12 protein-coding genes and 1 riboswitch are annotated in these 12,799 nt (G+C 69.6%); of the genes, 9 read left to right on the forward strand and 3 right to left on the reverse strand.

The genetic code is table 11. The features are described from left to right. Nucleotides 1-25: 25 nt before the first annotated feature. Nucleotides 26-1,273 (forward strand): Ig-like domain-containing protein, encoded by a 1,248-nt coding sequence (locus MTF69_RS02000; protein WP_243330030.1) that lies wholly within the window; start codon nt 26-28, stop codon nt 1,271-1,273. 138 nt (nt 1,274-1,411) lie between these two features. Here MTF69_RS02000 and MTF69_RS02005 read toward each other — a convergent pair whose 3' ends face one another. Beyond that, on the reverse strand, nt 1,412-1,813 hold the full coding sequence (locus MTF69_RS02005) for a hypothetical protein (protein ID WP_243330031.1): 402 nt from the start codon (nt 1,811-1,813) through the stop codon (nt 1,412-1,414). Between the two features lie 212 nt (nt 1,814-2,025). Here MTF69_RS02005 and MTF69_RS02010 point away from each other — a divergent pair, with 212 nt between their 5' ends. The 6 genes from MTF69_RS02010 (at nt 2,026) to MTF69_RS02035 (ending at nt 9,401) form a co-directional block, all read left to right on the forward strand. Then, on the forward strand, nt 2,026-2,646 hold the full coding sequence (locus MTF69_RS02010) for a heme-copper oxidase subunit III (RefSeq protein WP_008738823.1): 621 nt from the start codon (nt 2,026-2,028) through the stop codon (nt 2,644-2,646). Between the two features lie 76 nt (nt 2,647-2,722). Then, complete coding sequence (locus MTF69_RS02015; protein ID WP_243330033.1) at nt 2,723-3,532, forward strand: c-type cytochrome; 810 nt, start codon at nt 2,723-2,725, stop codon at nt 3,530-3,532. Next, complete coding sequence (locus MTF69_RS02020; RefSeq protein WP_243330035.1) at nt 3,529-4,587, forward strand: Rieske 2Fe-2S domain-containing protein; 1,059 nt, start codon at nt 3,529-3,531, stop codon at nt 4,585-4,587. The genes MTF69_RS02015 and MTF69_RS02020 overlap by 4 nt, the downstream gene beginning before the upstream one ends. Next, complete coding sequence (locus tag MTF69_RS02025) at nt 4,584-6,212, forward strand: cytochrome bc complex cytochrome b subunit (protein ID WP_243330036.1); 1,629 nt, start codon at nt 4,584-4,586, stop codon at nt 6,210-6,212. Before MTF69_RS02020 ends, MTF69_RS02025 begins: the two co-directional genes overlap by 4 nt. A gap of 224 nt (nt 6,213-6,436) precedes the next feature. Then, complete coding sequence (gene trpD, locus MTF69_RS02030) at nt 6,437-7,501, forward strand: anthranilate phosphoribosyltransferase (protein ID WP_243330038.1); 1,065 nt, start codon at nt 6,437-6,439, stop codon at nt 7,499-7,501. 111 nt (nt 7,502-7,612) lie between these two features. Further along, nucleotides 7,613-7,729, forward strand: a riboswitch (SAM riboswitch). A gap of 256 nt (nt 7,730-7,985) precedes the next feature. After that, entirely contained in the window at nt 7,986-9,401 is a 1,416-nt protein-coding gene (locus MTF69_RS02035; protein WP_243330040.1) for an aminotransferase class V-fold PLP-dependent enzyme, read from the forward strand. Between the two features lie 481 nt (nt 9,402-9,882). Here MTF69_RS02035 and MTF69_RS02040 read toward each other — a convergent pair whose 3' ends face one another. Next, entirely contained in the window at nt 9,883-10,164 is a 282-nt protein-coding gene (locus tag MTF69_RS02040; RefSeq protein WP_243330042.1) for an Lrp/AsnC family transcriptional regulator, read from the reverse strand. Beyond that, the gene (locus MTF69_RS02045; protein ID WP_243330044.1) at nt 10,161-10,895 is read right to left on the reverse strand and encodes a rhomboid family intramembrane serine protease; all 735 of its coding nucleotides are present in this window, start codon (nt 10,893-10,895) and stop codon (nt 10,161-10,163) included. Before MTF69_RS02045 ends, MTF69_RS02040 begins: the two co-directional genes overlap by 4 nt. Before the next feature lie 135 nt (nt 10,896-11,030). On the opposite strand from MTF69_RS02045, the gene MTF69_RS02050 reads away from it, so the two are divergent. Together MTF69_RS02050 and MTF69_RS02055 are read left to right on the forward strand one after the other, a co-directional pair. Next, nucleotides 11,031-11,270: a hypothetical protein gene (locus MTF69_RS02050; protein WP_008738811.1), complete on the forward strand. Its 240-nt coding sequence runs from the start codon at nt 11,031-11,033 to the stop codon at nt 11,268-11,270. Between the two features lie 40 nt (nt 11,271-11,310). Then, a complete protein-coding gene (locus MTF69_RS02055; protein ID WP_243330445.1) occupies nt 11,311-12,675 on the forward strand; it encodes an NYN domain-containing protein in 1,365 nt (454 codons plus the stop codon). The last annotated feature ends 124 nt before the right edge of the window (nt 12,676-12,799 follow it).

The following is a 12,799-nucleotide window of genomic DNA, read 5'->3' on the forward strand; positions in this document are numbered from 1 at the left end:
GTCATACCTTCATAGCGTTGGCTCCATGAACCAGTCACCGCGTCTTTGGACGGTTATCGGCTGCTCCCTGCTGGTCGCGTCCCTCGGGGCCGGCGCCACCGCATGCGGGTCGGGCGACGACAACCCGCTGTCCGCCCGCCCCTACGACGCGGGCGACCAAGTCGCCCTCAACCAGACTTCCGGCAGTCGCCCGGTCGACCCGGACCGGCCCCTGGAAGTCACCGCCAAGAGCGGCGACGGCCGGATCACCGACGTGAGCGCCGTGGACACCCACGGACGCCGCCTGGCGGGCGAGTTGTCCGCCTCCGGCGACCGCTGGCACAGCACCGTCCCGATGGCCGCCGGCGTCCGCTACACCGTCCTCGTGAGCACCGAGGACGAACGCGGCGCCCCCGGGCAGCGCACGCTCACCTTCGACACCACCCCGGCCCAGAAGGTCCTCAAGGTCGAATTCGGCCCGGACGAGGGCAAGTACGGCGTCGGACAGCCCCTCACGGCCGAACTCAACGAACCCGTGAAGGACAAGGCCGCCCGCGCCGTCATCGAGCGCGGCCTGGTCGTCGACGCCCCGGCGGCGGCCGTGGGCGCCTGGCACTGGGTGGACGACAAGAACCTCCACTACCGGCCCAAGGACTACTGGCCCGCCAACACCACCGTGTCCGTCCGGAGCAACCTGGAGGGCATCAAGATCGCCGACGACATGCACGGCGCCGCCTCCAAGCCGGTGAAGCTGGAGATCGGCGACCGGGTGGAGGTCACCACGGACGCCTCCTCGCACTGGATGACGTTCCGGCGCAACGGAGAAGTGATCAATTCCATCCCGGTGACCACCGGCAAGCCCGGATTCTCCACCCGCAACGGCGTCAAGGTGGTCCTCGGCAAGCAGTACTACGTCCAGATGCGCGGCGACACCGTCGGCATCGGCGGCAGCGAGTACTACAACCTGCCCGTCTACTGGGCGACCCGCGTCACCTGGAGCGGTGAATACGTCCACGCCGCGCCGTGGTCCGTCGGCTCCCACGGCTACGCCAACGTCAGCCACGGCTGCACCGGCATGAGCACGGGCAACGCCGCCTGGTTCTACGAGAACATCACCGAAGGCGACATCGTCAGCGTCATCAACAGCATCGGCGACGACATGGACATCTTCGGCAACGGCTTCGGCGACTGGAACATGGACTGGAAGGACTGGCGCGAGGGCAGCGCCCTCCTCAAGGGCACCCAGGAGGGCCGCAGCCCGGTCGACCAGGCCCGCCTGCGCCCGCAGGTGTAACCACCGGGGCGGGAGCGGCGGGAGAGCCGGAAGCGCCGTGAGAGGCCACAGCCGGGGCACGGGTGCCCGTACGGACCGTACGGGCACCCGTGCCCCGGTATGCGCCGGTAAGGGGCTCTGCGGGGCGCACAGGCCCCGTTACGCCGCCGGGGAGAGCCGCGCGCGCAGCAGACCCGCCAGGGCCTGCGCGAAGTCCACCGGATCAACCGGAAGGGTGACCGCGGCGTCCGCGCGGCTCCAGGTGGCCAGCCAGGCGTCCTGCGGACGGCCCATCAGGAGCAGCACGGGCGGGCACTGGAAGATCTCGTCCTTGATCTGCCGGCACACCCCCATGCCCCCGGCCGGAACCGCCTCGCCGTCCAGCACGCACACGTCGATGCCGCCCGCGTCCAGTTCCTTCAGGACGGCCGGCAGCGTGGCGCACTCCAGGAACTCCACCGGCGGCAGGTCGGCGGCCGGCCTGCGCCCGGCCGCCAGCCGCACCTGCTCCCGGGTGTCCGCGTCGTCGCTGTAGACCAGAACCCGCGCAGTCGCCCGCATTTCGTTCCTCCACGTGTCCCGTGAATCACGTTGATGTTGCGCGGGATGCTACTCCGTCCGACCCGGTGTCAACATCGGTTCGCGCAGCCTCGCCCGAGGGACGGCGGACGGGCGTCCGCAGGGCGATCTGATGGGCCGTTCGGGCCTTGCACACGCCCCTGACACTCCGAACGGCACCCCCCGGGGTGAGGGCGGGATAAGGGACCGACATAATGTCGGTCGTGGCGACAGCAACGACAGTAGATACCGGGCACGCGCACCCGACGGTCAACAGGCCGAACCTCGTCAGCGTGGGAACCATCATCTGGTTGAGTTCCGAGCTGATGTTCTTCGCGGCCCTCTTCGCGATGTACTTCACCCTGCGATCCGTGACAGGCGCCGAGTACTGGACAGAACAGGCTTCGGCCTTGAATCTGCCCTTCTCGGCGACGAACACGACGATCCTGGTGCTTTCCTCGCTCACCTGCCAGCTCGGCGTATTCGCAGCCGAGCGCGGTGACGTGAAGAAGCTCAGGACGTGGTTCATCATCACGTTCGTCATGGGTGCGATCTTCATTGGCGGCCAGGTGTTCGAGTACACCGAGCTGGTCAAGCACGAGGGCATGAGCCTTTCGTCCGGTCCGTACGGCTCGGTCTTCTACCTGACCACCGGCTTCCACGGTCTGCACGTGACGGGCGGTCTCATCGCCTTCCTGCTGGTCCTCGGCCGGACGTACGCGGCCAAGAGGTTCACCCACGAACAGGCCACGTCGGCCATCGTCGTGTCCTACTACTGGCACTTCGTCGATGTCGTCTGGATCGGCCTCTTCGCAACGATCTACCTGATCAAGTAGCGAACACGTCGCCGGGCCGGGCCCGGCACTCCATCCAGACACACCGACGCAGAAGATCCTGACACCGGGGTAATCCGTGAAAAAGCTCTCCGCACGACGACGCCATCCGCTGGCGGCGGTCGTCGTTCTACTCTTCGCGCTGGCGGTTACCGGGGGGCTGTACTCCGCCTTCGCGCCCGCGGGCAATGCGAAGGCCGACGAAACCGTCCAGTCCCTCGCCATCGAGGAGGGCCAGAAGCTCTACGCCGTCGGCTGCGCAAGCTGCCACGGTACCGGCGGTCAGGGTTCCTCTGACGGCCCCAGCCTGGTAGGCGTCGGCTCCGCTGCCGTCGACTTCCAGGTGATGACGGGCCGTATGCCCGCCCAGCAGCCCGGCGCCCAGGTGCCGAAGAAGCCCGTCATCTACACCCAGGCGCAGACCGACCAGCTCGCCGCGTACATCGCGTCCCTCGGAGCCGGCCCGATCGTGCCGACCGAGAAGCAGTACGACCCGGCGGGTGCCGACATCGCCAAGGGTGGTGAGCTGTTCCGCAACAACTGCGCGCAGTGCCACAACTTCACCGGCGAGGGCGGCGCGCTGACGAACGGCAAGTACGCCCCCAACCTTGAGGGTGTCGAGCCGAAGCACGTCTACGAGGCCATGCTCACCGGCCCGCAGAACATGCCCTCCTTCCCCGACAGCACCATGCCGGAGAAGCAGAAGAAGGACATCATCGCGTACCTCCAGCACGTCAACGGCGAGAAGTCGACCAGCCCCGGTGGCCTCAAGCTCGGTGGCCTCGGCCCCGTCTCCGAGGGTCTCTTCGGCTGGATCTTCGGACTGGGTGCGCTGATCGCTGTCGCCGTCTGGGTCGCGGCCCACACCGCTAAGGCCAAGAAGTCATGAGTAGCCAAGACATTCCCGAAGAGAAGCACCTGCCGAGCGAGCAGGGCGACGCGCACCACGGTGCCGTGACAGTGGCGGACGACCCGTTCGCCGACCCCGGCCTGCCGGTTCACCGGCCGCGGATCCAGGACATCGACGAGCGGGCCGCGAAGCGCTCCGAGCGCACGGTGGCCTTCCTGTTCACCCTGTCGATGCTGGCCACGATCGCCTTCATCGCCTCGTTCGTGATCCTGCCGGTCGACAAGATCGTCTACATCTTCCCCATCGGGAAGGTGAGCGCTCTCAACTTCGCCCTCGGCGTGAGCCTCGGCGCGGCCCTCTTCTGCATCGGCGCGGGCGCGGTCCACTGGGCCCGCACCCTGATGTCCGACGTGGAGGTCGCCGCCGAGCGCCACCCGATCGCGGCTTCGCCCGAGGTCAAGGCGCAGGTCATGCAGGACTTCGCGGACGGCGCGAGCGAGTCGGCCATCGGCCGCCGCCCGCTCATCCGCAACACGATGTTCGGCGCGCTGGCCCTGCTGCCGCTCTCCGCCGTCGTGATCCTGCGCGACCTGGGCCCGCTGCCCGAGGACAAGCTGCGCAAGACCATCTGGGCGCGGGGCAAGATGCTCATCAACCAGAACACGATGGAGCCGCTGCGTCCCGAGGACATCGTCGTCGGTTCGCTGACCTTCGCCATGCCGGAAGGCCTGGAGGAGGACGCGCACGACTTCCAGGTCCAGATCGCCAAGGCCGCCCTGATGATCGTCCGCATCCAGCCGGAGAACATCAAGGACAAGAAGGAACTGGAGTGGTCCCACGACGGCATCGTGGCCTACTCCAAGATCTGCACCCACGTCGGCTGCCCGATCAGCCTGTACGAGCAGCAGTCGCACCACGTGCTCTGCCCGTGCCACCAGTCCACCTTCGACCTCTCCGACGGCGCCCGAGTCATCTTCGGCCCGGCTGGTCACGCGCTCCCGCAGCTGCGGATCGGCGTCAATGACGAAGGTTTCCTCGAGGCGCTCGGCGACTTCGAAGAGCCCGTCGGTCCCTCTTTCTGGGAGCGCGGATGAGCACTGCCACTCAAACCAAAGAGCGCAAGGCTCCGGCCGGCGAGCGCGTAGCCGACTGGGCCGACGGCCGGCTGGGCATTTACAGCCTCGCCAAGGCCAACATGCGCAAGATCTTCCCGGACCACTGGTCCTTCATGCTGGGCGAGATCTGCCTCTACAGCTTCATCATCCTCATCCTCACGGGTGTGTACCTGACGCTGTTCTTCCACCCGAGCATGAACGAAGTGCACTACGACGGTTCGTACATCCCCATGCAGGGTGTACAGATGTCGGAGGCCTTCCGCTCGACCCTGGAAATCAGCTTCGACGTCCGCGGCGGTCTGCTCATCCGGCAGATCCACCACTGGTCGGCGCTGATCTTCATCGCGGCGATGCTCGTGCACATGATGCGCGTGTTCTTCACCGGCGCGTTCCGCAAGCCCCGTGAGGTCAACTGGGTCTTCGGCTTCCTGCTGCTGGTCCTCGGCATGTTCACCGGTTTCACCGGTTACTCCCTGCCGGACGACCTGCTCTCGGGCACCGGTGTCCGCTTCATGGAAGGCGCGATGCTGTCCGTGCCGATCGTGGGCACGTACATGTCGTTCTTCTTCTTCGGCGGGGAGTTCCCCGGCGGCGACTTCGTGGGCCGGCTCTACTCGGTGCACATCCTGTTGCTGCCCGGCATCATGATGGGCCTGCTGGTGGCCCACCTGATCCTGGTCTTCTACCACAAGCACACCCAGTTCGCGGGCCCCGGCAAGACCGAGAAGAACGTCGTCGGCATGCCGCTGCTCCCGGTCTACATGGCCAAGGCCGGAGGCTTCTTCTTCCTGGTCTTCGGCGTCATCGCGCTGATCGCGGGCATCGCCTCGATCAACCCGATCTGGGCGCTCGGCCCGTACCGCCCGGACCACGTGTCCACCGGTGCGCAGCCAGACTGGTACATGGGCTTCTCCGAGGGCCTGATCCGTGCCATGCCCGGCTGGGAGATCAACCTGTGGGGCCACACCCTGGCCCTGGGCGTCTTCATCCCGTTCATGATCTTCCCGCTGGTCCTGGCCACGATCGCGGTCTACCCGTTCATCGAGTCCTGGGTCACCGGGGACAAGCGCGAGCACCACATCCTGGACCGCCCGCGCAACGCCCCGACCCGTACGGGCTTCGGTGTGGCATGGCTGACGTGGTACGTCATCCTGCTGATCGCCGGTGGAAACGACATGTTCGCGCAGTACTTCCACCTGTCGATCAACTCGATCACCTGGTTCGCCCGCATCGGGTTCTTCGTCGGTCCGGTCATCGCGTTCATCATCACCAAGCGGATCTGCCTCGGCCTCCAGCGCCGGGACCGGGACAAGGTGCTGCACGGTCGCGAGACCGGCATCATCAAGCGCCTGCCGCACGGTGAGTTCGTCGAGGTCCACGAGCCGCTCTCGCAGGGCAAGCTGCACGCGCTCACCTCGTACGAGCAGTACGAGCCCGCCGAGATCGGCCCCACGGTCGACGAGAACGGTGTCGAGCGCAAGGTGAAGCCGCTGGAGAAGCTCCGCGCCAAGCTCAGCAAGGGCTACTACGGGGAGAACAACCAGATCCCGAAGCCCACGGTCGAGGAGTACAAGGAGATTCAGAACGGCCACGGCCACCACTGATCTCCCGCATCACGGCTTCACGGCTTCACAGCTTCACGATTCACGCAGTACGCACCACGCATGACGCATGACTGCTTGAGGGACTGATTTCGGTCAGTCCTGGTGTCGCCACGGCGAGAGCCCCGTCCAGTGTCTGGACGGGGCTCTTTGCCGTCCCCGGGGCTGGATAGGCTGAAGCCCTTCGCATTCGACGTGGAATCCTCGATGAGCAGCAGGAGCGGACCATGAACCTGGTGACCCCGGCAGGCGGCGACAGCGCGGCGGCCCGCAGCTGGCCGGGCGTTCTGGAGGCCCTGCTGACCGGCCGTGACCTCGGCGCCGACGACACGGCCTGGGCCATGGACCGGATCATGCGCGGGGAGGCCACCGACGCCCAGATCGCCGGCTTCGCGGTCGCGCTGCGGGCCAAGGGGGAGACGGTCTCCGAGATCAACGGCCTGGTCCGCGCCATGTACGAACACGCCAACCTGATCGAGGTGCCGGGCCGGACGGTGGACATCGTCGGCACCGGCGGCGACGGGGCCAAGACGGTCAACATCTCCACGATGTCGGCCATCGTGGTGGCCGGTACGGGTGCCAAGGTGGTCAAGCACGGCAACCGGGCCGCGTCCTCCGCGAGCGGCTCCTCGGACGTCCTGGAGAAGCTGGGCGTCAACCTCGACCTCACCCCCGCGCGGGTGGTGGAGGTGGCCGAGGAAGCCGGGATCACCTTCTGTTTCGCGGTCAAGTTCCACCCCGCGCTGCGGCACGTGGCGGCCGCCCGCCGGGAGCTCGGCATCCGGACCACCTTCAACTTCCTCGGCCCGCTGACCAACCCGGCACGGGTCCGGGCGCAGGCCACCGGTGTGGCCGACGCGCGGGTGGCTCCGATCGTCGCGGGCGTCCTGGCGGAGCGGGGCTCCTCGGCCCTGGTCTTCCGCGGTGACGACGGGCTCGACGAGCTCACCACCACGGCGACCTCCCGGGTCTGGTGGGTCCGCGACGGCGAGGTCCGGGAGCAGGGCTTCGACCCGCGCGACATCGGCATCCCGCTGGTGGAGGTCTCCGCCCTGGCCGGCGCGGACGCCTCGTTCAACGCGGACGTAGCCCGCCGCCTGCTGGCCGGCGAGACCGGCCCGGTCCGCGACGCGGTGCTCCTGAACTCGGCGGCGGCCCTGGTCGCGCTGGACCCCGGTACGGGCACCCTGGAGGAGCAGCTCGCCGCCGGTGTCGTCCGGGCGGCGGAGTCGGTGGACTCGGGCGCGGCCCGTCAGGCGCTGGCCCGCTGGGTGGCGGCGAGCAACGCGTAGCCGTCCCCGTCCCCGTTTCGACGGGATCCGGCCAAGATCCAGCACTGACCCCGGTCCGCCATGTGGACCGGGGTCTTGCGTTCGGAAGATCGTGTGGCAGGATGCTCCTCAGGTCACGAGTGACAGCGTTTAGGCCCCGGCTTGCTGTCCGGCAACCCTCCTTCCGTGGCGGGGTGCCCCGGGTGATGACCAGGTCGTAGGCAGTGAGGTCTACGGCAAGCGCGGATCCCTCGAACGCCAGGGGTCCTGGTCTCTCGAGGAGCGTTTTCCGTGAGCAAGCGAATGCGATAGGGCGACTCCGCCCCTTCTTCACCCCTCGGAACAGGGTCACTTCCGCGTACCCGCAGCACACCTGCGGCAGCACATCTGCGTGCGGCGGCCGATCCGCGTTCCGGGGCACTCCCGTACCCCGAACGGCCGCAGCGCCGTATCCGCGTACGGGCACACCGAAGCCATTCACACCTGCCTGCCGGGAGATACCGCCATGTCCGCAACCCTGTCCGCGTCCTTCAACTCCGGCGCCCCTGCCGTCACCGCCTCCGCCGTCGACCCCGCCTGTGCCGAGCCGCTGGCGGTCCTCGGCCGTGAGGTCACCGTGCCGCTCGTCACCGGCGGCGAGGTCACCTACGCCGCCCTCGACTACGCGGCCAGCGCCCCCGCGCTGCAGCGGGTCTGGGACGACGTCGCCGCGTACGCCCCGTACTACGGCAGCGTCCACCGCGGCGCCGGGTACCTCTCGCAGCTCTCCACCGACCTGTTCGAGCAGAGCCGGGTCACGGTCGCCGAGTTCCTCGACTGCCGCCCCTCCGACCAGGTGATCTTCACCCGGTCCACCACCGACTCCCTCAACCTGCTCGCCGCCGTGCTCCCGGCCGGCTGCCAGGTCTTCGTCTTCGAGACCGAGCACCACGCCTCGCTGCTCCCGTGGACGAACGCCCAGGTCACCTACCTCAACGCCCCCCGCACCCCGGACGAGGCCGTCGCCACCCTGGAGCGCGCGCTGGCCGACCGCACTGTGTCCATTCAAGAGGGGTACGGCCCCGCCCTGGTCTGCGTCACCGGCGCCTCCAACGTCACCGGCGAGCTGTGGCCGGTCAGGGAACTCGCCGCCGCCGCGCACGCCCACGGCGCCCGCATCGTCCTGGACGCCGCCCAGCTGGCCCCGCACCACCCCGTCTCGGTCCAGGACCTCGACGTGGACTGGGTCGCCTTCTCCGGACACAAGCTCTACGCGCCCTTCGGCTCGGGCGTGCTCGCCGGCCGCGCGGACTGGCTCCAGGAGGCGGACCCGTACCTCGCGGGCGGCGGTGCCTCCCGCAAGGTGGCCCGCCGTGAGGACGGCGGCGTGGACGTCGAGTGGCACACCACCGCCGCCCGTCACGAGGCCGGCTCCCCGAACGTCATCGGCGTCTACTCCATCGCCTCCGCCTGCAAGGCGCTGAAGGAAGCCGGCTTCGAGACCCTCGTCGCCCGCGAGCAGCGCCTGATCACCAAGGTCCGCGAGGGCCTCGCCGAGGTCCCGGCGGTCCGCGTCCTGTCCCTCTTCGGCGACGACGCCCCCCGCGTCGGCGTCATCTCCTTCGTCGTCGACGGCTGGAACAGCTCGCACTTCGCGGCCGCGCTCTCCGCCGAGTACGGCATCGGCGTCCGCGACGGCCTGTTCTGCGCCCACCCGCTGGTCCGCACCCTGCTCGGCAGTGAGCCGCAGGCCCAGGGCGAGTGCGGAGCCCCGGAGGCGGCCCCGGGGGAGCGGTCCCTGAACGCGATCCGCGTCAGCTTCGGCGCCGGCACCCCCGACGAGCACGTGGAGCGCTTCGTCCGCGCGGTCAAGGAGCTCGTCGCGGACGGCGCCAAGTGGCAGTACCGCACCGAAGAGGGCCGCTGCGTCCCGGCCGTCTGACAGGCTGCGGGGCATGCCGTACTGGGACCCGATCCCGACCGTGCGGTCCTGCGTCACCGGTGAGCCGCTGCCGGGCAACGCGAGTTGGGTGCCGGCGTACAGCCCGCCCTGGGGCGGATGGCCCGACGCGTGGGCGCAGCGCGACTGGCGCAGCGGGCTACCAGTGCGACGGCGACGTGCGCTGGACGCCGGAGCTGGTCCGTCAGTGGTGGAGCGAACGCGGCCGCGTCCGTGCATGGGCCGGGGCCCTGGACCGGAAGTGGTCGGTGTCGGCGCGGGCCGACGAGCGGGAGGCCGCCACCGGTGCCCGCGACTACGTGGCCCACATCGACGGGGACTCGCGGACTACCTGCGCGGGTACCTCTTCCGGCTCCAGGAGGGCCGCCCGGCCGGGGCCGGGGAGAGCCTGCCCGGGCTCGGTGCCGGCTGAGGCCCGGGACGGGGGCCCGAGCCCTGCTGACGTTCCCCGGCCGGCCAGGCCCTACGCGTCGAGGCCGATCGCGAAGGCCGCTTCCAGGTCGTGCTGGGAGTACGTGCGGAACGCCACGTGGGTGTCCGTCGCCTCGACGCCCGGGATCTTGCTGATGCGGCCGGGGATGATGTCGGCCAGGTCCTCGTGGCGGGACACCCGGACCAGCGCGATGAGGTCGTAGGTGCCCGTGACCGAGTAGACCTCGCTGACGCTGTCCAGCGCGGCGATGGCCTCGGCGATCTCGGGGATCCGGTCCACGCTGGTCTTGATGAGCACGAGTGCGGTGATCACGGTTGGCTGTCTCCCTCGACGGCAGTCACTGGTCGACCCACTCTAGTCCCACCCCGGTAGCGGGCCCACGCGTAGAGGAAGCCCACCGAGAAGCCCACCACGTGGGCCAGATAGGCGACTCCGGGTCCGCTCGCCGCCCGGTGTGCCGCCAGCCACTGCAGGCCGAACCAGAACATCAGCACGATCCACGCGGGGAAGCGCAGCGGCAGGAAGAAGAGGAACGGGAACAGGCTCGTCACCCGCGCCTTGGGGAAGAGGTACAGGAAGGCGCCCAGGACCGCGGAGATCGCCCCGGAGGCCCCGACCAGCGTCTGGTCCGAGGAGGCGTAGGCCGCCGCGTACGCCGCCAGGGCCAGGTAGCCCGTACAGACGTAGAAGCAGAGGAACCCGGCCCGGCCCATGCGCCGCTCCGTCATCGCCCCGAAGACGTAGAGGAAGAGCATGTTGCCCAGCAGGTGCAGCCAGCTCCCGTGGACGAACAGGGCCGTGAGGGGGGTCAGCGCCGCCCGGCCCGAGCCGGTGAAGAGCACGTCGGGGACCACGCCCCAGCGCCGGAAGTACGCCGTGCCCGTGGCCAGGAGCTGATCGCCCGTCCCGTAGACCGGGTTCAGCCCCGACGCCGGGCTCATCACGAACACCACGCAGCAGCCGGCGATCAGCGCATGGGTGACCACCGGGCCCCGGGCGGCCTCGCGTACGGCCTGCCACCTTACGATCATGCGACCGAGCATGACCCAGCCGGGCCCACCGGCGGGTGCGGCAGGCCGTAGGGTTACGAGCTACGCACGCACGCGCGCGCCATCCGCGACGACACGGGAGGGTGCGGTGCTTGCGCCATGTGAGCGATAGAAGGAGAGAGCGGCCTGATGACGGTTCCCCTGCCGACCGACACCACCCGGTGGCGCTGCACCCTGTGCGGCAACCTCACGCGCTTCGACGTCACCCGTTCGTCGAAGGTCGTGGAGTACGTCCACCTGGACCTCGCCGGGGAGCCCAAGGTCGAGGAGCGCGAGGTGGTCAATGAGACCATCGAGTCGGTCCGCTGTCGCTGGTGCAACGCGGTGGACCAGATCGAGCTCGTCGACAGGCCGGGCGCGGACTCCTGACGGAGCCCCGCCCACAGGTGAATGACGGTAGGGGTGACGGATTGTGGAGCCAGCAAGCGGCGCTGAGCCGGCCGACGCGGCCGGCGACGCCGCGGAGGTCCTCGACCGCCCGCTGCCGGAAGGCGTGCGGCGCCGGGTCGTCGCACTCGTCTCCGACGCCTTCGGCGGGCTGACGGTCGCGGACCTCCCGGCGCAATTGCGCCAGTACGCCCGTTTCACCCCGACCCGGCGCGCCAAGTTCGCGGGCAACGCCATGGCCACGGCCGTGGAGAGCGACCCCGTCTTCCGGGGCCGGGTCGCCGAGAAGCTCCGCGAGGCGCAGGCCGACCTGGCCTCCGCGCTGGAGTCGGGTGCGCCGCCCGCTGCCGCCGATCCGCTGGACGTGGCGGCCGCCGCGTACGTGCTGCGGCCGGCCGGCTGGGTCAAGCTGGTCGCCGCCGCCGGCGAGGAGGCGCAGCGCGCCGACGCCGAGCGGGTCGACGAGGAGGCCCGCCGCGAGATGGAGCGGCTCCGCGAGGAGCTGGCCCACGTACGGGAACTGCAGCGCACCGGCGTCGACCAGGTGCGGGCCGAGCTGGAAGCGGCGCGCAAGGAAGCGGAATCGCTTCAGCGCAAGCTGCGCAGCGCCCTCAGTGACGTCAAGCGCGGCGACGCGGCCCTGCGCAAGATCAACGCGGAGGTCGACGGCATCCGCGCCGAGGCGGCCGCCCAGGTGACCACCGCGGAGAGCGAGACCCGGCGGCTCAAGTCCCGCCTCGCGGAGGTGGAATCGGCGCTGGAGACCTCGCGCCGGGCCACCCGCGAGGGGCGCAGCATCGAGGACATGCGGCTGCGGCTGCTGCTGGACACCGTGCTGGACGCGGCCGCGGGACTGCGCCGGGAGCTCGCGCTGCCGCCGGTCTCCACACGGCCCGCCGACACGGTGGAGGCGGTGGAGCCGGGCCGGATGACCCCGAAGGACATCGCCGCGCGCGCCCTGTCGGAGACCGACCCGGCGCTGCTGGACCAGCTTCTGGCGCTGCCGCAGGCCCATCTGGTGGTCGACGGCTACAACGTCACCAAGACCGGCTACCCGACGATGCCGCTGGAGAAGCAGCGCCTGCGGCTGCTGGGCGGGCTGTCGATGCTCGCCGCGCAGACGGGCGCCGAGATGACCTGTGTCTTCGACGGGGCGGAGCTGGCGGCCCCCGTGCTGCTCGCGCCGCCGCGCGGGGTGCGGGTGCTGTTCTCCAAGGCCGGGGTGACGGCGGACGAGCTGATCCGCCAGCTGGTGCGCGCCGAACCGGCGGGCCGTCCGGTGGTGGTGGTCTCCACCGACCGCGAGGTCGCCGACGGGGTGGCCAAGGCAGGGGCGCGGCCGGTGGCGTCCGCCTTGTTGCTGAAGCGGCTTTCGCGCGTTTCGTAACTGCTGGGCCCAATGCCGGAATTGGCAGGGCCTCGCAGGAACGTACCGTCAAGTCATCGGCACAGAGCGTGCGCTGTAGGTAAAGAACCTGGTCGGACAGCGAGTTTTTTGCCGACAGGATTTG

Origin of the sequence: Streptomyces sp. AP-93 (genome assembly GCF_022808175.1) — a bacterium.
In the GTDB taxonomy this organism is placed as follows: domain Bacteria; phylum Actinomycetota; class Actinomycetes; order Streptomycetales; family Streptomycetaceae; genus Streptomyces.

Excerpts from the sequence above, each read along its gene's own strand:
- MTF69_RS02000 (WP_243330030.1), top strand. The coding sequence starts at position 26 with ATGAACCAGTCACCGCGTCTTTGGACGGTTATCGGCTGCTCCCTGCTG.
- MTF69_RS02005 (WP_243330031.1), bottom strand. The coding sequence starts at position 1,813 with ATGCGGGCGACTGCGCGGGTTCTGGTCTACAGCGACGACGCGGACACC.
- MTF69_RS02010 (WP_008738823.1), top strand. The coding sequence starts at position 2,026 with ATGTCGGTCGTGGCGACAGCAACGACAGTAGATACCGGGCACGCGCAC.
- MTF69_RS02020 (WP_243330035.1), top strand. The coding sequence starts at position 3,529 with ATGAGTAGCCAAGACATTCCCGAAGAGAAGCACCTGCCGAGCGAGCAG.
- MTF69_RS02025 (WP_243330036.1), top strand. The coding sequence starts at position 4,584 with ATGAGCACTGCCACTCAAACCAAAGAGCGCAAGGCTCCGGCCGGCGAG.
- trpD (WP_243330038.1), top strand. The coding sequence starts at position 6,437 with ATGAACCTGGTGACCCCGGCAGGCGGCGACAGCGCGGCGGCCCGCAGC.
- MTF69_RS02035 (WP_243330040.1), top strand. The coding sequence starts at position 7,986 with ATGTCCGCAACCCTGTCCGCGTCCTTCAACTCCGGCGCCCCTGCCGTC.
- MTF69_RS02045 (WP_243330044.1), bottom strand. The coding sequence starts at position 10,895 with ATGCTCGGTCGCATGATCGTAAGGTGGCAGGCCGTACGCGAGGCCGCC.
- MTF69_RS02050 (WP_008738811.1), top strand. The coding sequence starts at position 11,031 with ATGACGGTTCCCCTGCCGACCGACACCACCCGGTGGCGCTGCACCCTG.